16 protein-coding genes are annotated in these 17877 nt (G+C 70.5%); 9 read left to right on the top strand and 7 right to left on the bottom strand.

Annotation, left to right across the window (positions count from 1 at the left end):
* Positions 1-15: 15 nt before the first annotated feature.
* Together H5965_RS11750 and pdhA are read right to left on the bottom strand one after the other, a co-directional pair.
* Complete coding sequence (locus H5965_RS11750) at positions 16-1008, bottom strand: alpha-ketoacid dehydrogenase subunit beta (protein WP_310969627.1); 993 nt, start codon at positions 1006-1008, stop codon at positions 16-18.
* On the bottom strand, positions 1008-2213 hold the full coding sequence (gene pdhA, locus H5965_RS11745; RefSeq protein WP_310969626.1) for a pyruvate dehydrogenase (acetyl-transferring) E1 component subunit alpha: 1206 nt from the start codon (positions 2211-2213) through the stop codon (positions 1008-1010). The genes H5965_RS11750 and pdhA overlap by 1 nt, the downstream gene beginning before the upstream one ends.
* 360 nt (positions 2214-2573) lie before the next feature.
* Here pdhA and H5965_RS11740 point away from each other — a divergent pair, with 360 nt between their 5' ends.
* The gene (locus H5965_RS11740; RefSeq protein WP_310969625.1) at positions 2574-3992 is read left to right on the top strand and encodes a M20/M25/M40 family metallo-hydrolase; all 1419 of its coding nucleotides are present in this window, start codon (positions 2574-2576) and stop codon (positions 3990-3992) included.
* Here H5965_RS11740 and H5965_RS11735 read toward each other — a convergent pair.
* On the bottom strand, positions 3989-4549 hold the full coding sequence (locus H5965_RS11735; RefSeq protein WP_310969624.1) for a helix-turn-helix domain-containing protein: 561 nt from the start codon (positions 4547-4549) through the stop codon (positions 3989-3991). The two genes, H5965_RS11740 and H5965_RS11735, sit on opposite strands and share 4 nt — an antisense overlap.
* Positions 4550-4630: 81 nt before the next feature.
* On the opposite strand from H5965_RS11735, the gene H5965_RS11730 reads away from it, so the two are divergent.
* A complete protein-coding gene (locus tag H5965_RS11730) occupies positions 4631-5629 on the top strand; it encodes a hypothetical protein (protein WP_310969623.1) in 999 nt (332 codons plus the stop codon).
* Here H5965_RS11730 and H5965_RS11725 read toward each other — a convergent pair.
* From H5965_RS11725 to H5965_RS11715, 3 genes are read right to left on the bottom strand one after another with little or no spacing between them, the layout of a single operon-like run.
* Positions 5626-6468 carry a transglutaminase family protein gene (locus H5965_RS11725; RefSeq protein ID WP_310969622.1) on the bottom strand — a complete coding sequence of 281 codons (843 nt, stop codon included), beginning with the start codon at positions 6466-6468 and terminating at the stop codon, positions 5626-5628. The genes H5965_RS11730 and H5965_RS11725 overlap by 4 nt on opposite strands.
* Positions 6465-7412 carry an alpha-E domain-containing protein gene (locus H5965_RS11720; protein ID WP_310969621.1) on the bottom strand — a complete coding sequence of 316 codons (948 nt, stop codon included), beginning with the start codon at positions 7410-7412 and terminating at the stop codon, positions 6465-6467. The genes H5965_RS11725 and H5965_RS11720 overlap by 4 nt, the downstream gene beginning before the upstream one ends.
* Positions 7413-7422: 10 nt before the next feature.
* Positions 7423-9081: a circularly permuted type 2 ATP-grasp protein gene (locus H5965_RS11715; protein ID WP_310969620.1), complete on the bottom strand. Its 1659-nt coding sequence runs from the start codon at positions 9079-9081 to the stop codon at positions 7423-7425.
* Between the two features lie 149 nt (positions 9082-9230).
* Here H5965_RS11715 and H5965_RS11710 point away from each other — a divergent pair, with 149 nt between their 5' ends.
* The 5 genes from H5965_RS11710 (at position 9231) to H5965_RS11690 (ending at position 14894) form a co-directional block, all read left to right on the top strand.
* Positions 9231-10169, top strand: a complete 939-nt coding sequence (locus H5965_RS11710; protein ID WP_310969619.1) for an ABC transporter substrate-binding protein — start codon at positions 9231-9233, stop codon at positions 10167-10169.
* Positions 10170-10184: 15 nt separating this feature from the next.
* Entirely contained in the window at positions 10185-11117 is a 933-nt protein-coding gene (locus tag H5965_RS11705; protein ID WP_310969618.1) for an amino acid ABC transporter permease, read from the top strand.
* A complete protein-coding gene (locus H5965_RS11700; protein ID WP_310969617.1) occupies positions 11114-11887 on the top strand; it encodes an amino acid ABC transporter ATP-binding protein in 774 nt (257 codons plus the stop codon). Before H5965_RS11705 ends, H5965_RS11700 begins: the two co-directional genes overlap by 4 nt.
* Before the next feature lie 56 nt (positions 11888-11943).
* Positions 11944-14247, top strand: coding sequence for an oxidoreductase (locus H5965_RS11695; RefSeq protein ID WP_310969616.1), 2304 nt, complete (start codon positions 11944-11946; stop codon positions 14245-14247).
* A gap of 164 nt (positions 14248-14411) precedes the next feature.
* Positions 14412-14894: an SRPBCC family protein gene (locus H5965_RS11690; protein ID WP_310969615.1), complete on the top strand. Its 483-nt coding sequence runs from the start codon at positions 14412-14414 to the stop codon at positions 14892-14894.
* Here the strand turns inward: H5965_RS11690 and H5965_RS11685 are convergent.
* The gene (locus H5965_RS11685; RefSeq protein ID WP_310969614.1) at positions 14884-15459 is read right to left on the bottom strand and encodes a hypothetical protein; all 576 of its coding nucleotides are present in this window, start codon (positions 15457-15459) and stop codon (positions 14884-14886) included. The genes H5965_RS11690 and H5965_RS11685 overlap by 11 nt on opposite strands.
* 165 nt (positions 15460-15624) lie before the next feature.
* On the opposite strand from H5965_RS11685, the gene H5965_RS11680 reads away from it, so the two are divergent.
* Together H5965_RS11680 and H5965_RS11675 are read left to right on the top strand one after the other, a co-directional pair.
* Positions 15625-17442 (top strand): NHL domain-containing thioredoxin family protein, encoded by a 1818-nt coding sequence (locus H5965_RS11680; protein ID WP_310969699.1) that lies wholly within the window; start codon positions 15625-15627, stop codon positions 17440-17442.
* A gap of 1 nt (position 17443) precedes the next feature.
* Entirely contained in the window at positions 17444-17776 is a 333-nt protein-coding gene (locus tag H5965_RS11675) for a co-chaperone GroES (RefSeq protein ID WP_013230909.1), read from the top strand.
* Positions 17777-17877 lie beyond the last annotated feature (101 nt).

The following is a 17877-nucleotide window of genomic DNA, read 5'->3' as shown; positions in this document are numbered from 1 at the left end:
GCGCGGAGATCCCCCTTACCAGGCGAGCGAGCGGTCGACGGCGTGCAGCACCCGGTCCAGGTCGGGGAGGTAGTGCTCCTCGAGCTTGGCCGGCGGGTACGGCGTGTCGAACCCGGTCACCCGGAGGACGGGCGCTTCCAGCGAATAGAAACACTCCTGCTGGACGCGCGCGGCGATCTCCGACGTCAGCGACGACTCCGAGGGCGCCTCCGACAGTGCGATCAGCCGTCCGGTCTTGCGCACCGACTCGAACACCGGGCCGAGGTCCAGCGGCGAGAGCGTGCGCAGGTCGATGACCTCGAGCGACTTGTCCTCGTCCTCGGCCGCGGCGGCCGCGTCGAGGGCGACCTTCACCGACGGGCCGTACGCCACGACCGTCGCCGTCGTGCCTTCGCGCACGACCTGCGAGGAGAACGCCGGAACCGGTGTGCCGGTGACGTCGATTTCGGCCCGCAGCGCACCCGAGTGGTACAGCCGCTTCGGCTCGAAGAACAGCACCGGGTCGTCCGACTTGATCGCCTCCTGGATGCCCCAGTAGGCGTCGACGGCGTTCGAAATGGACACGACCTTGAGGCCCGGGATGTGCGCGAACAGCGACTCCGGCGACTCCGAGTGGTGCTCGACCGCGCCGATCCCGCCGCCGAACGGCACCCGGATCACGACCGGCATCTTGATCTTGCCCTGCGTCCGGTAGTGCAGCTTCGCCAGCTGCGAGGAGATCTGGTCGAAGCCGGGGAAGATGAAGCCCTCGAACTGGATCTCGCAGACCGGCCGGAAGCCGCGCACGGCCAGGCCGACCGCGGTGCCGATGATGCCCGACTCCGCGAGCGGCGTGTCCAGGACGCGCTGCTCGCCGAAGTCCTTCTGCAGGCCGTCGGTGATCCGGAAGACGCCGCCGAGCTTGCCGACGTCCTCGCCCATGATCAGGACCTTCGGGTCCTCTTCCATCGCGCGGCGCAGGCCGAGGTTGAGGGCCTTGCCGATGGTGAGTTTCTGGAGGTCGGACATCAGTGCTCACCCGCCGATACGAAGCCGTCGAGGTAGGACAGGAACTCTTCGCGCTGCGCGTCCAGCACCGGGTTGCCCTCGGCGTAGACGTTGCTGAAGATCCGCTCCGGCGGTGGCTCGGGCATGTTGAACGTGTACTCGCGCAGGTCGGCGGCGAAGGTGTCCGCCTCGGCCTGGACGCTGTCGAAGAACGCCTGGTCGGCGTAGCCGCCGCGGGCCAGGTACGCGCGGACGCGCTCGATCGGGTCCTTGAGCTTCCACTCCTCCAGCTCGTCGGAGAGCCGGTAGCGGGTGGGGTCGTCGGTCGTCGTGTGCGCGTCCATCCGGTAGGTGAACGCCTCGATCAGCACCGGGCCGTTGCCGTGGCGGCACTCGTCGAGCGCCCAGCGCGACACCGCCAGGCAGGCCAGGACGTCGTTGCCGTCGACGCGGATGCCGGGGAAGCCGTAGCCGCGGGCGCGCTGGTACAGCGGCAGGCGCGACTGGCGCTCGGTCGGCTCCGAGATGGCCCACTGGTTGTTCTGGCAGAAGAAGACGAGCGGCGCGTCGTAGACGGCGGCCCAGACGAAGCCCTCGTGGACGTCACCCTGCGAAGTGGCGCCGTCGCCGAAGTAGACGATGGTCGCTTCGCCGTCGTCGTCGCCGACCTTGCCCTCGAACTTCTGGCCCATCGCGTAGCCGGCGGCGTTGAGCACCTGGTTGCCGATCACGATGGTGTACGGGTGGAAACCGTGCTGCCGGTAGTCCCAGCCGCTGTGGTCGGTGCACCGGAAGATGCCCAGCAGGTCCTTCATGTCGACCCCGCGCGCGTACGCGACGCCGTGCTCGCGGTAGCTGGGGAACGCCATGTCGTGGGCCTTCAGCGCGCGGCCGGAGCCGATCTGCGCGGCCTCCTGGCCGAGCAGTGGGACCCAGATGCCGAGCTGGCCCTGGCGCTGCATGGCGTTGGCCTCGCGGTCGGCCCGCCGGACCAGCACCATGTCGCGGTACAGGCCGCGGAGCGCCTCGGCGTCGACGTCCTCGACGTACTTGTCGAACTGGGGCGAGGGAACCCGTTCGCCTTCGGGGGTGAGCAGCTGAGTCAGCTCAGCGCCACCTTCGCTGGTTGCCCGCAATCCGGCGATCACCTGCTCGGGGGACGGCTGGGCCGCGACGGCGGCCGGCCCGTCTCCGGGCTCCGGGTGCGTCCACTGTTCGGACGGCATGCGCAGTACTCCTCGGTGTCGGTGCCTCTGGCGGCCGCTTGTGGCGACCACAGCGACTGCACCGGCGGGGACCAGCGCATCGGGTCCGAAGCGCTCGGTCACCGTCGGCGTTGACGGTTCACGCCGACATCCTGGCACGAAGGTCCGCGCTTTGGTGAGACGCGGTTGCTGATTTGTTGCTGAGAAAGGGGCCCTGAACAGGGGAAACGCTAGGAAGCCCGAGCATCGGACCTACGAGAGTAGGGAATCGACGCGCGCCCTCACCAGGCGTGCTTCGGCCGGGTGATCACGTGATCACCCGCGTTGGTGGCGATGTTGTGACGTGCCGCACTGTCGGACCCCCGTGGCACGATGGGCCGGGTGGAGCAGAAAACCGTGCGTGAATCCGTAGTGGCGTCGTGGACCGGCGACGTCATCCCGAGCCTGTCCGGACTGGTGGCGATCCCCGCCTTGTCCCCGGCCTTCGACGCCGACTGGGCGAACAGCGGCCACCTCGCCGCCGCCGTCGACCACGTCCGCGCGTGGATCGCCGGGCGTGACCTGCCCGGCGCCACCCTCGAGGTCGTCCAGCTCGAAGACCGGACCCCGCTGTTGCTCGTCGACGTCCCGGCGACCCCGGGCGCGGCGGACAAGGGCACCGTCCTGATGTACGGCCACCTCGACAAGCAGCCCCCGGTCGGCGGCTGGTCCGAGGGGCTCGGCCCGTGGACCCCGGTGATCCGGGACGGCCGGCTGTACGGCCGCGGGTCCGTCGACGACGGCTACTCCGGCTACGCGGCGACCACGGCGATCGAAGCCGTGCACGCGGCCGGCGGCGAGCACGCCCGCATCGTGCTGCTGCTGGAGACCGGCGAGGAGTCCGGCAGCCCCGACCTGCCCGCCTACGTCGAGCACCTGGCCGACCGGATCGGCGAGGTGTCGCTGGTGATCTGCCTCGACGCCGGCGGCAGCGACTACGAGCGGTTGTGGCTGGTCACGAGCCTGCGCGGAATGCTGCACCTGGACGTCACCGTGCAGCTGCTGGGTTCGGCGCAGCACTCGGGCATCGCGTCGGGTGTCGTCGCGAGCTCGTTCCGGATCCTGCGCCACCTGATCGAACGCCTCGAAGACAGCGCGACCGGCGAGCTGCTGCTGGACGAGCTCAAGGTCGACGTCCCGGCGAACCGGCTCTCCGAGCTCAAGGCCGTCTCGCAGGACTTCCCGGAGGCGCTGTCGAAGGCGTTCCCGCTGGTCGAAGGCGGCCGCGTGATCACCGAGGACGCGCTGGAGCTGATGCTCAACAACGCGTGGCGCCCGACGCTGTCGGTGATCGGCGCCGACGGCTTCCCGAAGCCCGCCGACGCCGGCAACGTCCTGCGCGAGAGCACGACGTTGACGCTGAGCTTCCGCCTCCCGCCGACGGCCGACGCCGAGAAGGCGCTCGAAGCCGTGAAGCGCGCCCTGACCACGGACGTCCCGTACGGCGCGAAGGTGACGCTCGGCTCGCCGCAGGCGGAGAACGGCTGGAACGCGCCGACGGAGTCGCCGTGGCTGACGACGGCCCTGCGCACGGTCAGCGACGAGGTCTTCGGCCGCCCCCACCGCGCCACCGGCATGGGTGGCTCGATCCCGTTCATGGGCCTGCTCTCGCGGAAGTTCCCGGAGGCGCAGTTCCTGGTCACGGGTGCCTGCGGAGCCGACTCGAACATCCACGTGCCGGACGAGTGGCTGCACCTGGACTACGCGCAGCAGGTCACCGAGGCCGTCGCGCACATCCTGGACGCGCACGCGCGCGGCTAGCGGCAAGCCTCCCGGAACGCTTCGGCGGCCGCGTCGAGGTAGGCCGGGAAGTCGTGGGCGCCGCCCGAGTCGATCCAGCGGTCGAAGGCGTCGCCGAGGATGATCGCCGCGACCTGGGCTGCGGGTTTCGCCAGCTCGGGCGCGGTGCCGCGGCGTTCGAGGGCGTCCCGGATCGCGGCCGTGATCGCGGCGGCCTTGCTCCGCTCGCGTTCGCGGAGTTCGGGCGTCGCCGCGATGACCGTCCGGCGTTCCGGTGACGGGTCGACGAGCTGCGTGACCCGCGTGCCGACTTCGGCCAGCGCGGTGAGCGCGGTCCGAAGCGGTGACTCGCCTTCTTCGGCGGCGAGCACCGCTTCGGCGACCGCGGGCGGCAGCTGTTCCGCGCCGGCGAAGAGGACTTCGCGCTTGTCGGGGAAGTAGCGGAAGTACGAGCGGCGCGTGATCCCGGCGCGCTCGGCGATCTGCGTGATCGTCACGGCGTCGTAGCCGTGCTCGGCGTACAGCTCCAGCGCGGCTTTCCGCAGCCGGTCCGCGGTCCCGGGATCCCATCTGGCCACGGCTCACCCTAACCGACGTCTCAGTGTGTCATCACATGCTAGCCTCAGTGATGACACACTGAGACGTCACTGGAGGAAACCGTGGAGATCTGGGTTCTCGGCGCAGCGGGCCGCACCGGCCGGGCCGTCACCGCCGCACTGACCGCACGCGGGCTGCCGGCCGTGCTGGTCGGGCGCGACCGGGCGCGGCTCGAGGCGCTCGGCGGGGAGTTCGTCGTCGCCGACGGGGCCGACGCCATCGCGGCCGAAATCCGGCGCCGGCGGCCGGCGGTCGTCATCAACACGATCGGCGAGTACGCGGCGACGGCCCCCGCGATCGCCCGCGCGTGCCTGCCCGGGGGTCACTACCTCGACCTGGCCGCGGACCTCGTCGCCGTCTCGCGGCTGCTCGACCTGCACGAAGAGGCTCAGGCCGGCGGCAGCACCTTCCTGACCGGGGTCGGCTTCGGCGTCCTGGCCACCGAGGCCGTCGTGGTGAAGCTCTGCGAAGGACAGCCGACGCCGGCCACGGTGCGGGTCGACGCACTGGCGTCCGTCGCCGTCGAGGGAGGCGCCGTGGGGGTCGCGCTGGCCGCCAGCATCGTCGACGCCCTCACCGGGGCCAAGTCCGGCGCGGCCCCCAGAACCATCGCCCTGCCGGACGGCGAGTCGGTGACGGCGGCGGGTGTTTCCTCGGGCGAGGTGATCGCCGCCCAGCGTGCGAGCGGCACGCCGGACGTCACGGTCTACTCCGGACTCGCGCCGGTGTCGCCGGTGGTCCGGGCGCTGGTGCCGCTGCTCGGCCGGCTGGTGGCGATCCCGGTCGTGCGCCGGTTCGCCGTCCGGCGGCTCGCCGCGGTCCGCTCGAAGCCCGCTCCTCGCCCGCGCACGCACTCCTGGGGCCACGCGGTCGTCACCTGGCCGGACGGCACGACGCGCGAAGGCTGGCTCCGCGCGGGCGAGGGCATGGACTTCACGGCGGCGGTCGTCGCCGAGACGGCCGCCAGGCTCGCCCGTGATGACGGCAAGCCCGGCGCCCACACCCCGGCCGCGGCGTTCGGGGCCGGCTTGGCCGAAGCCGCGGGCGGGACCTTCCTCTAAGCCAGCCGGGTCAGGTGCACCGAGACGTCCAAAGTGGACTGCCCGCCGCCGGTGAAGATCCCCTTCAACGGCGCCACGTCCGCGTAGTCCCGCCCCATCGCCACCCACACGTGCCGCGGGCCGACCGGGATCGCGTTCGTCGGGTCGTACGCCCACCAGCCGCCGGTCCAGACGTCGACCCACGCGTGGGACTCGCCTTCGACCACCTCACCGAGTTTTGCGTCCGGCTTCGTGTGGAGGTAGCCCGACACGTACCGCGCCGGGATGCCGATCGCGCGCAGCATCACCAGCGTCACGTGCGCGAAGTCCTGGCACACGCCTTCGCGCGCCTGCCAGGCGTCCGTCGCCGTCGAGTGGACGCCGGTGGTGCCCGGCTGGTACTTGAGCTGCTTGTTCACCCACTCGCACACCGCCAGCACCGCGTCCGCCGGGTCGAGGCCCGTCCGCAGTGAACGGGCCTCGCGCGCCAGCGTGACGTCTCGCGGGGTGTAGTCGGTCGGGGTCAGGTACTCGGTGCGGTGGTCGATCACCGTCTCGGACCGCAGGTCCTTCCACGACGCCGTGCGGATCGGCTCCGCTTCGTCGGCCGTCTCGACCACCGAGGTCGCCAGCACGGTGAACTCGGTGTGCGGCGCGTGGAGGTCGAACGACGTCACGACCGTGCCCCAGTAGTCCGTGTACCGGTAGGCACGGGTGGCCGGGGTCGTCTCGATGCGCGTCGCGACCGTCGTCTGGCGGCGGTCCGAACGCGGGGTCAGCCGGGCCTCGTTGTACGACTGCGTCGCCGGTGTCGCGTACCGGTAGCCCGTCCGGTGCGCCACCCGCAGCTGCCACGTCACAGTGAAACCTCCGCACCGCTCCACGCCACCCACGGCGACGTGCTGAAGTACTGCAACGACACCGCTTCCCCGATGTCCCTGATCGACGTCTGCAGCGCCGCGAGCCGCCGCGGCAGATCGGTGAGCAGCTCCGACGGGCGGAGGAACTCCAGCTCGCTGCGGGCGCGGCCGAGCTCGCGCAGGGCTTCGGACTTCTCGTTGCTGCGCGAGCCACCGCCCGGATCGAGCCGCTGCAGGCATTCTTCGGCCTGCCGCAGCGCGTGGAACACCGAGCGCGGGAACAGCGTGTCCCGCAACAGGAACTGGACGACGCGGCCGGCGTCGAGCGCGCCCCGGTAGGTCCGCAGGTAGGTGTCCTGCGCGCCGGCCGAGCGCAGCACCGTGATCCAGCCCGGTGAGGACGCGCGGTCGGCGACCCGGGACAGCAGCAGCCGCACCACCATGTCGGCGCGTTCGATCGAGCGGCCGAGCACCATGAACAGCCAGCCGTCGTCGCGCGACATCGTCGAGTCGGCGAGCCCGGCGAACATCGCCGCGCGCTCCTCGACGAACGACAGGAACGCGTGCGGGCCGGCGCGCCGGGCGTAGCGCTGCCGGTCGGGCACCGCGTTCCAGGTCGCGTTCAGGCATTCCCACAGTTCGGTCGAGACGACTTCGCGGGCGCCGCGCGTGTTCTCGCGCGCCGAGTTGATCGAGCCGACGATCGACGCGGGGTTGTCCTTTCCGTACGCGACCAGCTCGGTCAGCTTCCACACGTCGAGGGACTCCGTGCCCGCCGGGTCGATGCCCAGGACGGCCAGGAGCTGGCGGCTCGCGTGGTCCGGGTCGACGGTCGCGTCTTCGAGCAGCTGGTGGACCGAGACGTTGAGGATGCGGGAGGTGTCGTCGGCGCGTTCGACGTACCGGCCGATCCAGTACAGCGACTCCGCGTTGCGTGCCAGCATGCGGACCTCCCTAGCTCTGCTGTTGCTGTTGCTGCTGCTGGGACGTCGTCAGCTCGGGCCCCTGCTCGGCGGCCAGTCCATCCACAGCGGACATGGCGCCGAGTGCGGGCCGCTCCAGTTCGCGTTCGGCTGTCGACGCCCGGGACGCGAGCACCCAGGTGTCCTTCGAGCCACCGCCCTGCGAGGAGTTGACGACCAGGCTGCCCTCCGGCAGCGCCACCCGGGTCAGGCCGCCGGGGAGGACGAAGATCTCCTTGCCGTCGTTGACGGCGAAGGGCCGCAGGTCGACGTGCCGCGGCGCGAGCCGGTCGTCCACCTTGGCCGGCACGGTCGAGAGCTGGACCACCGGCTGCGCGATCCAGCCGCGCCGGTTCGCCCGCACCTTCCGCCGCAGCGTGTCCAGGTCCTTCTTGGACGCCTCCGGCCCGAACACGATCCCGTACCCGCCCGAGCCCTCGACCGGCTTGACGACCAGCTCGTCCAGGTGGGCCATGACGTGGTCGAACTCGTCCGGCAGCCAGCAGCGGAAGGTGTCCACGTTGGGCAGCAGCGGCTTCTCGTTCAGGTAGTACTTCACCATCTCCGGCACGTAGGTGTAGACGAGCTTGTCGTCGCCGACGCCGTTGCCGATGGCGTTCGCGACGACGACGTTGCCCGCGCGCGCCGCGTTCTGGATGCCGGCCACGCCGAGCACCGAGTCCGGCCGGTAGTGCACCGGATCGAGGAACTCGTCGTCGATCCGCCGGTAGATGACGTCGACCTGGCGCTCGCCCTCGGTGGTCCGCAGGTAGACGACGTTGTCGCGGCAGAACATGTCCCGGCCTTCGACGAGCTCGACGCCCATCAGCCGGGCCAGCAGCGAGTGCTCGAAATACGCCGAGTTGTGCACGCCGGGCGTGAGCACGACGACCGTCGGGTCGGCGACGTTGGCCGCGGACGCCGCCCGCAACGCCCGGAGCAGGTGCGACGCGTAGTCGCCGACCGGTCGCACCCGGTGCTGGGCGAACAGGTCCGGGAAGACCCGGGCCATCGTGCGCCGGTTCTCCATCACGTACGACACCCCGGACGGGTTGCGGAGGTTGTCCTCCAGCACCCGGAACGTGCCCTCTTCGTCCCGGACCAGGTCCACTCCGGACACGTGGATGCGCACGCCGTTCGGCGGGGTGATGCCGAAGGCCTCCCGGCGGAAGTGCTCGCACGAGGTGATCAGCCGCCGCGGCAGGACGCCGTCGCGCAGGATCTGCCGGTCGCCGTAGACGTCGGCGAGGAACGCCTCGAGCGCGCGGACGCGCTGGGCGACCCCGCGCTCGAGCTTCGTCCACTCGGCGGCCTGGATCACCCGCGGCACCAGGTCGAGCGGGAACGGCCGCTCCTGCCCGGACAGCGAGAACGTGATGCCCTGGTCGACCATCGCCCGGTCGAGGGCCTGGGAGCGGGACTGCAGGTCGTGCGCGTCGAGGGCGGCGATCGACTCGTACAGCGCCCGGTACGGGCCGCGGACCGTGCCGTCGGCGGCGAACATCTCGTCGTAGGCGCCGGCGTGCGGCCGTTCCGGCGAAAGGTATCCCTCGAACCGGTCTCCCGGACGGGTGATCCGGCTGGTCGCCGCCTTCCTCGCGCGTCGACCGGAGGGGGGCAGCCGCGGCGGGGTGGCGTTCATGGTCGACATCCTTACCCACTTCCCGGGCCGGACGCGATACCCGGCGGTACGACGAGCGACGGTCTAAACATCGCCGTAACTTCACGGTGCTGTGCTTTGGTATGGATGAGTGGCAATATGCGTGCTCTCAGAACCTGAGAACTACGAGGAGTGACGACGTGGCCCGAGGAACCCAGCTCAAGGCGATCGCCCTGCTGCCTGCGTTCGCCCTGGTCGGCTTGACCGTGGCGTGCGGCGCGGGAGGGAGCGGCGCGGGCAACGTCGGCAGCAGCAGCTCTGCTCCTGCCGCGGGCACCGGAACGGGTGACGCGGGTGCGGTCGCCAAGGACGACGCGCTGGCCGCCATGGTGCCCGCCGACATCAAGGCCGACGGCAAGATCGTGGTCGGCCAGGACCAGAGCTACCCGCCGAACGAGTTCGTCGACAACGGCAAGCCGGCCGGCTTCGACGTCGACCTCGGCACCGCCATCGGCCAGGTGCTCGGCGTCCAGATGGACTTCCAGAACGCCGCCTTCGACGGCATCATCCCCGGCATCGGCGCCAAGAAGTACGAGCTGGCGATGTCGTCGTTCAGCATCAACGCCGAGCGGCTGCAGTCGGTCGACATGATCTCCTACTACAGCGCGGGCACCTCGCTGGCCGTGCTGAAGGGCAACCCGGACGGCCTGAAAGCCGACGACCTGTGCGGCAAGAAGGTCGCCGTCCAGAAGGGCACCACGCAGGTCGAGGACCTCGACAAGAAGAACGCCGCCTGCACCGGCGCGGGCAAGCCCGCGATCGAGGTCACCCAGCTGCAGGCCCAGACCGACGTCAACCTGGCCCTCACCGCCAAGCGCGTGCAGGGCGAGCTGGCCGACTCCCCGGTCATCGACTACGCGGTGAAGCAGACCAACGGCCAGCTCGAGTCGGTCGGCGCGCCGTACGACACGGCGCCGTACGGCATCGTGCTGCCGAAGAACAGCGGTGACTACGGCAAGGCCGTCCAGGGTGCGATCCAGAAGCTGATCGACAGCGGCGCGTACAAGAAGATCCTGGACAAGTGGGGTCTCAACGCCGCCGGCGCGGTCACCAAGTCGGAGATCAACCCGGCTTCCTGAGATAGGACGTAGTTCGTGAGTTCCTCCGAAGCGCCTCCCGGCGAGGCGCCGATCGAAGCCGAGCCCATCAAGGCCGTCCCGGTGCGCCACTACGGGCGCTGGGTGGCCGGGGTGATCATCCTCTTCCTGGCGTTCATCGTGATCCGCAGCGTGATCACGAACGACGCACTGCAGTGGCCGGTCGTCGGGGACTACCTCTTCGACGACCGGGTGCTGCGGGGCCTGCAGAACACCCTCATCCTGACCGTGATCTCGATGCTGATCGGGATCGTCGGCGGCATCCTGCTGGCCGTGATGCGGCTGTCCCCGAACCCGCTGACCTCGGGTGCGGCGGCCATCTACATCTGGCTGTTCCGCGGCACGCCGCTGATCACGCAGCTGGTGATCTGGAACTTCCTGGCGCTGGCCTACCCGCGCCTCGGCCTGGGCATCCCGTTCGGGCCGGAGTTCGTCAGCTGGGACACCAACCAGCTGATCACCCAGTTCACCGCGTCGCTGCTCGGCCTCGGGCTCAACGAAGCCGCGTACATGGCGGAGATCGTGCGCGGCGGCATCCAGTCGGTCGACTCGGGTCAGCTGGAAGCGGCGAGCGCGCTCGGCATGAGCCGGACGAAGACGCTGCGGCGGATCATCCTGCCGCAGGCGATGCGGGTGATCATCCCGCCGACCGGCAACGAGACGATCTCGATGCTGAAGACGACGTCGCTGGTCGTGGCCATCGGGTACTTCGAGCTGATGGTCGCGGTGCAGACCATTTACTCGCAGAACTACAAGACGGTCCCGCTGCTGATCACGGCGGCCGCCTGGTACCTGTTCATGACGTCCGTGCTGACGCTGGTCCAGATCCAGATCGAGAAGCGGTTCGCGCGCGGGACCTCGCGGGACGTGGTCCAGCGGCAGGGCTGGGCGTCGCGGATGTTCAGCCGGGGTGGAGGGAACGTCACATGACGCCCGTGGTGTCCGCGCAGCGGATCTGCAAGAGCTTCGGCAGCGTCGACGTCCTCAAGGGCATCGACCTCGAGGTGCACGAACGCGAGGTGCTCTGCCTGATCGGGCCGTCCGGCTCGGGCAAGTCGACGCTGCTGCGCTGCATCAACCACCTCGAGAAGATCGACGCCGGCCGGCTCTACGTCGACGGCGTGCTGGTCGGCTACCAGCAACGTGGCGACAAGCTGCACGAGCTGCGCGAGAAGGAGGTCGCGCTGCAGCGCAAGGACATCGGCATGGTGTTCCAGCGCTTCAACCTCTTCCCGCACATGACGGCGCTCGAGAACATCATGGAGGCGCCGATCCAGGTCCGGCGCGAGCCGAAGGCCCAGGTCCGGCAGCGTGCGCTCGAGCTGCTGGAGCGCGTCGGCCTCGCCGACAAGGCGAAGAACTACCCGGCGCAGCTGTCCGGCGGGCAGCAGCAGCGCGTCGCGATCGCCCGGGCGCTGGCGATGCAGCCGAAGCTGATGCTGTTCGACGAGCCGACGTCCGCGCTGGACCCGGAGCTCGTCGGCGACGTCCTGGGCGTGATGAAGCAGCTCGCCAAGGACGGCATGACCATGGTCGTCGTCACGCACGAGATGCAGTTCGCGCGCGAGGTGGCGGACAAGGTGCTGTTCATGGACGGCGGGGTCGTCGTCGAAGAAGGGCCGCCCGACCAGGTCATCGGGGAGCCGCGTGAAGAGCGGACGAAGGCGTTCCTCGCCCGGGTGCTCAACCCGAACGCCTGACGAAACCCGTTCGGATTCGCTAGTTTGAAAGCGGGTGAGGGAGGGGGCGGGGACTTTTGTCGACCGAAAGCGCGCTGCCCCCTCTCGACCCGTTCGCGGGCATTCCCGACCGCCGCTACGAGGTCAAGGCCTCCGAGCTGCTGAAACCCGGCAACGCGGGCCTGATGCGCTGGCGGCGTCAGGCCACCAACGCCCCGATCGTCTACGTCGAGGACGCCTACATCACCGGGACGCTGGACCTGCGGGCCGCGGACCTGAAGTACCTGTTCCGGTTCGAGCGCTGCCGGTTCGAGCAGCCGCCGGACGTGCGCGAGGCGAACCTGCTCGGGCTGGTGTTCCGCAAGTGCTGGCTGCCCGGGCTCAAGGCCCGCAACATGCGCAGCCGCAACGACGTCCGGCTGATCCGCAGCGTCGTCCAGGTAGACGGCGACCGGCGGGAGATCGAAGAGACGACCGTCCAGCGCGGCGACGACCGCGAGCGCGGCATGCCGAACGCCGCGGTCAACCTGACCGACGCGGTGATCGAAGGCTCGATGGTGCTCACCCGCACGGTGATCTCGCACCCGCACGGCAAGGCGATCCAGGCCGACCGGCTGGTGCTGACCGGCGCGTTGCTGGCCTACCGGATGGTCGCGAACGGCGAAGTCCGGCTCCCCGGCGTCCGGACCGGCGGTAACGTCAACTTCTCGGGCGCCACGCTGAACAACCCGGACGGCTTCGCGCTCAACGGCAACGGCCTGCACATCGGCGGCAGCCTGCTGTGCGAAGTCGACAACTACGGGCCCGCCAGCCAACGGAAGCGCTTCTCCGCCACCGGGATCATGTACCTGCCGAGCGCCACCGTGGACAGCGACATCTCGCTGCGCGAGGCCAAGCTGACGGTGTCCCAGCACGGCCCGATCGCGGTCGACGCGTGGAAGTCCAACGACCCGTACATCGACCCGCGGCCGGCGCTGGTCGCCGACCGGATGCGCGTCGACGGCAACGTCGAGCTGTCGGACGGCCTGCAGGCGCTGGGCACGCTGCGCATGGTCAACGCCCGCATCGGCGGCTCGCTGCGCCTGGCGGGTGCCGAGATCCGCGTCGAGCGCGGCAAGACGGTGCCGTACTACGACCGCGCGCTGCACCTGGACGGCACCGAGATCGGCGGCGACATCGAGGCGACGAGCCTGCGCGTGCCGACCGGCCAGCTGCGCCTGGCCGACGTCACCGTCGGCGGCAACTTCCTGGCCTGGAACTCGATGTTCCGCCACCCCGGCCGGGACGTGTTCTCGGCCCGGCGGTCCAAGATCGCGGGGAACTTCCAGCTCACCGACGCCACCATCCACGGCACGCTGCGCCTGCAGGGCGTGGACGTCGGCGGCTCGATCAACCTGGCGGGCACCCGGTTGACGGACCCGGGCCGCCGCGCGACCAGCAGTTATTCACTCGACGTCCGGACGGGCCGCGTCGGCCGCGACCTGACGCTCCGGGACAACAACGGCCGCCCGTTCGTGGCCGAAGGCGGCGTCAACCTCGACGGCGCCCAGGTCGCCCGCCGCGTGGACCTGCGCGGTTCCCAGCTCGGGTCGCTGCCCCCGTTCGGCGTGGCCCTGGACGCGGGCGACGTCGCCTCGGACGAGTTCATCCTGACGCCGAGTTCGCCACCGGCCGGCCGCGTGGTGCTGAGGCGAGCCCACTGCGGAACGTTGAGCGACAACAACCAGTTCTGGGCGGCGTCCGACGGCATCGAGCTGGAGGACTTCCGCTACGACGCGTTGAAGAAGGGGATCCCCCTCGACGACGACAAGGCCCTCGACGAGCGCATCGAGCTCCTGCGCAGCGCGATGCGCGGCTACCGGCCGGGCCCGTACGACCAGCTCGCGCAGATGCTGCGCGCGGCGGGAAACGAAGAGCACGCGTCGACGGTGGCGTTGCGCAAGCAGCAGTTCCGCTACGAGGCATTGGCCCGCGGCTTCAAGTTCTTCGGCCCCGGTGTGCGGCTGTGGAGCTGGCTCCAGCGTTCGATGGTCGGGTACGGCTACCGCCCGGTCCGAGCGCTCGGCTGGCTGCTCACGCTGCTGGTGCTGGGCAGCCTGTGGTTCGGCTTGGGCACGGACGACTGCATCCACGACAAGTCGGGCCGGGTGGTGGCCAACGGCGAGCGCTGCGTGGTAAACCAGCAGGACACCGGGCTGCAGTGGAACCCGGTGATCTACACGGCAGACCTGCTGGTCCCGATCGTCGACTTCGGCAACAAGTCCAGGTGGTACATGCACGGCCCGGACAATTGGGTAGCGGCAGGCTTCACGGCGTCCGGCTGGATCCTGGCAACCACCGTGGCGGCCGGCGTGAGCCGCATGCTGCGCCGGGACAACTGAGCCCCCGGGCCACCAGCCGCCCAAACCAGCCCCGCCCTCTCCGGGGGCGTCCCCAGGTCCGGTTTATCGGCGGGCTCTGACAAGACCGGCCGTAACAGCGTTTTCGGTCCCGGCTCGCTTCCCTGACGCCGGTCTCTGACATACCCTCGGTATGTTCCCTCAACGTGGAGGTCCAGTTGCACGCACCGAACGCCACCGGCCGGATCGAGATCGATGCGGCTCCCGAGGCCGTCTACTCCCTGGTCAGCGACCCCGGGCAGCTCGCCGGCCTCGCCGAGGAGTACGCCGGGCACCGGTGGGTCGGTGGCGCCGACGGGCCCGCCGTCGGGGCCAAGTTCCGCGGTCGCAACCAGCGCGGGTTCCGGCGGTGGAGCACCCTCTCCACCATCACCGACGCCGATCCCGGGCGCCGATTCGGCTTCGAGGTCACCTCCGTGGCCGGGCTGCCCGTCGCGCGCTGGCAGTACGACTTCGAGCCCGCTCGCGATGGCTGCGTCGTCGTCGAAAGCATGTGGGAGCGACGGCCGGCGTGGTTCAAGGTGGCGACCTCGACCGTCACCGGGGTCTGGGACCGGGAGCAAACCAACGCCGCCAACATCGCCGCCACCCTGGCCCGGCTGAAGCGGGCCGCCGAAGCTAGTCGATGAAGCGGGACCAGAACGGGATGTAACGCGGGCCGTCCGGTGGGGCCGTGCTGATGCCGCCCGTCGCGAACTCGCGGTGCAGGTAATCGCGCAGGTCGGAGCCGTAAACGATGATGTCCGTCTGGTACACCGACAGCACCGGGTAACCCACCGTGCCCGGCAGGCCGGGCAGGTAGCGGTGCCCGCACACCGGCACCAGCTGCGGCACGTCGGCCAGCCGCCGGCGGGCCTCGCGGACCGCGTCCTCCGGGCCGACCGGGCGCGTGCCCCAGTCCGGCAGCCAGAAACCGTTGTGCTCGACGTCGTACAGCACGCCGTCGACCGGCCATGCCAAACGTTTGCGCAGCTGCTCGGCGTTGCCGCAGCGCCAGTCGGGCCAGCGGTCGCCGATCGGGACGCCCGCGGACAAGAACGTCCGGTGGTCCTCGGCGAAGCGGAAGCCGAACCGGCGCTCGACTTCGTCGAGCTCGGTTTCGCTCAGCCCGGGACGCACGGGTTCCCGGAGGTTCTCCTGCAGGTGCCGCGCCTCCTCCGGAGTGAGGGCGCCGGCCGGTTGGACGGGGGTCATGGCCCGAGCCTAAGCGGCGGCTCACCCGCCCGCGCGTCCTTTTTCGTGCCGACCTGGGGACCCACGGCCGGGTGAGTTTGTTCTCTCATCGGGGCGGATCGCGGAACAGAGCGTGAGCGCGTGTAGTTCACTCATGCCGTGACTTCTCCACGACCGCAGAGCCGCGTGCGTGCTCCCGAGCTGCGCGGCGACGTCTGGCTGAACACCGGCGACCGCCCCCTCACCCTCGCCGAGCTGCGCGGGCGCATCGTTCTGCTGGACTTCTGGACCAGCGGCTGCATCAACTGCCTCCACGTGCTGGATGAACTGCGCCCGCTGGAGGCCGAGTTCGCGGACGTGCTGGTCACCATCGGTGTCCACTCGCCGAAGTTCCTGCACGAGGGCGAGCGCGCCTCGATCGAAGCCGCGGTCCGGCGCTACGACGTGCACCACCCGGTGGTCAACGACCCCAAGATGGAGCTGTGGTCGCAGTACGCGGTCCGCGCGTGGCCGACGCTCGTCGTCGTCGACCCCGAGGGGTACGTCGTGCACGTCGCCGCGGGCGAAGGGCACGAAGAGGCGCTTCGCCGCGTCATCGCCGACCTCGTGACGAAGCACGAAGCGAAGGGGACGCTGCGGCGCGGCGGCAGCCCGTACGTGCCGGTCGAGGAGCAGCCCGGCGAGCTGCGGTTCCCGAGCAAGGCCGTTGCCACCGCCGAAGGGCGCGTCCTGGTCGCCGACACCGGGCACCACGCGATCGTCGAGTTCGCTTCGGACGGCGAGACCGTCATCCGCCGCTTCGGCAGCGGAGCCCGCGGTGGCCAGGACGGTCCGTTCGACATCGCGACCTTCACCGAGCCGTCGGGCATCGCGCTCCTGCCGTACGACATCGCCGAGCGCGTCGGCTACCACGCCGTCGTCGCCGACACGGCCGGCCACCGGCTGCGCGGCCTCGACCTGATCACCGGCGAGGTGACGACGGTCGCCGGCACCGGCGCCCAGTGGCGCAGCGGGCCGGACTCGGGCAAAGCCGTCACGGTCGACCTCACGAGCCCGTGGGACGTCGCCTGGTGGGGTCCGGCCGGCGGGGTGGTCGTCGCCATGGCGGGCAACCACACGCTGAGCGTGTTCGACCCGGTCGGCGGCACGATCCGCCGCTTCGCCGGCACGACCGTCGAAGGCCTGCGCGACGGCGACGCCGGCGAAGCGTTCTTCGCGCAGACGTCCGGCCTGGCCGTGGACGGCGACAAGCTGTGGCTGGTCGACGCGGAGACGTCGGCGCTGCGCTGGATCGAGCCCGACGGCGAGACGTTCACCGTGCAGACGGCGATCGGCGTCGACCTGTTCTCCTTCGGCCACACCGACGGCCCGGCCGACAAAGCGCTGCTCCAGCACCCGCTGGGCTTGGCGGTGCTGCCCGGCGACAAGATCGCGATCGCCGACACCTACAACGGCGCTGTCCGCCGCTTCGACGTCTTCACCCGCGAGGTGACCACGATCGCCACCGGGCTCGCCGAGCCCCAGGGGCTGCTGCTGCACGACGGCGAGCTGCTGGTCGTCGAGTCCGCGGGCAACCGCCTCGGCCCGCTGCCGGCCGCCGAGCCGACGGTCGTCACCGGTGACGCGCACGCGGTCCGCCGCCCGCCGACGGTGCTCGCCCCGGGCGAGATCGACTTCTCGGTGGTGTTCACGGCCCCGCCCGGCGAGAAGCTGGACGACCGTTTCGGCCCGTCGACGCGGCTGGAGATCAGCGCGTCCCCGCCAGCGCTGCTGGCCGACGGCGGCGGGACGGGGACGGATCTGAACCGCAAGATCCGCCTGGCCCCGGGCGTCACGGAGGGTGTGCTGCAGGTCGTGGCCCAGGCCGCGAGCTGCGACGACGGTGGCGAGCACCCGGCGTGCCGGATCACCCGCCAGGACTGGGGCGTCCCGATCCGCATCGAGGACGGCGGCGTCAGCGAATTGAGCCTGGTCATGGCCGGTACGCCCGCGACCGGCGGGTAACATGCAGGCCGTGTCTGACGGGCCGAAACTCGAAATCCAGATGCTGCACGACCGGGTACTCGTGCGGCTGTCGCCGGAAGAGGGAGAGCGCCGCAGCAGCGGCGGCATCGTGATCCCCGCGACGGCGCAGGTCGCGCGCCGCCTGGCGTGGGGTGATGTACTGGGCGTAGGCAACAGCGTGCGAAACGTCAAGACCGGCGACCGCGTGCTCTTCAACCCGGAGGACCAGCTCGAGGTCGAGATCCAGGGTGAGGGGCACCTGGTGATGCGCGAACGCGACATCCACGCGGTGGCGACCGAGCGCACCGAGCACGGGACGGGGCTCTACCTGTAGGTCGGGTCCCGCGAAAGGCAGGCGCGTGGCAGACGAAGAGGTAAGCGAGGGCGCGGAGGACCGCAAGCTCGCCACCGAGGGGGCGATTGCGGAGTTGCCGG

This window comes from Amycolatopsis sp. 505 (assembly GCF_031625235.1).
Classification (GTDB): domain Bacteria; phylum Actinomycetota; class Actinomycetes; order Mycobacteriales; family Pseudonocardiaceae; genus Amycolatopsis.
The sequence above is the reverse complement of the archived record's forward strand: the minus strand, read 5'-3'. Positions and strand labels throughout refer to the sequence as shown.

Excerpts from the sequence above, each read along its gene's own strand:
- H5965_RS11675 (WP_013230909.1), top strand. The coding sequence starts at position 17,444 with ATGCAGGCCGTGTCTGACGGGCCGAAACTCGAAATCCAGATGCTGCAC.
- pdhA (WP_310969626.1), bottom strand. The coding sequence starts at position 2,213 with ATGCCGTCCGAACAGTGGACGCACCCGGAGCCCGGAGACGGGCCGGCC.
- H5965_RS11700 (WP_310969617.1), top strand. The coding sequence starts at position 11,114 with ATGACGCCCGTGGTGTCCGCGCAGCGGATCTGCAAGAGCTTCGGCAGC.
- H5965_RS11685 (WP_310969614.1), bottom strand. The coding sequence starts at position 15,459 with ATGACCCCCGTCCAACCGGCCGGCGCCCTCACTCCGGAGGAGGCGCGG.
- H5965_RS11750 (WP_310969627.1), bottom strand. The coding sequence starts at position 1,008 with ATGTCCGACCTCCAGAAACTCACCATCGGCAAGGCCCTCAACCTCGGC.
- H5965_RS11720 (WP_310969621.1), bottom strand. The coding sequence starts at position 7,412 with ATGCTGGCACGCAACGCGGAGTCGCTGTACTGGATCGGCCGGTACGTC.
- H5965_RS11715 (WP_310969620.1), bottom strand. The coding sequence starts at position 9,081 with ATGTCGACCATGAACGCCACCCCGCCGCGGCTGCCCCCCTCCGGTCGA.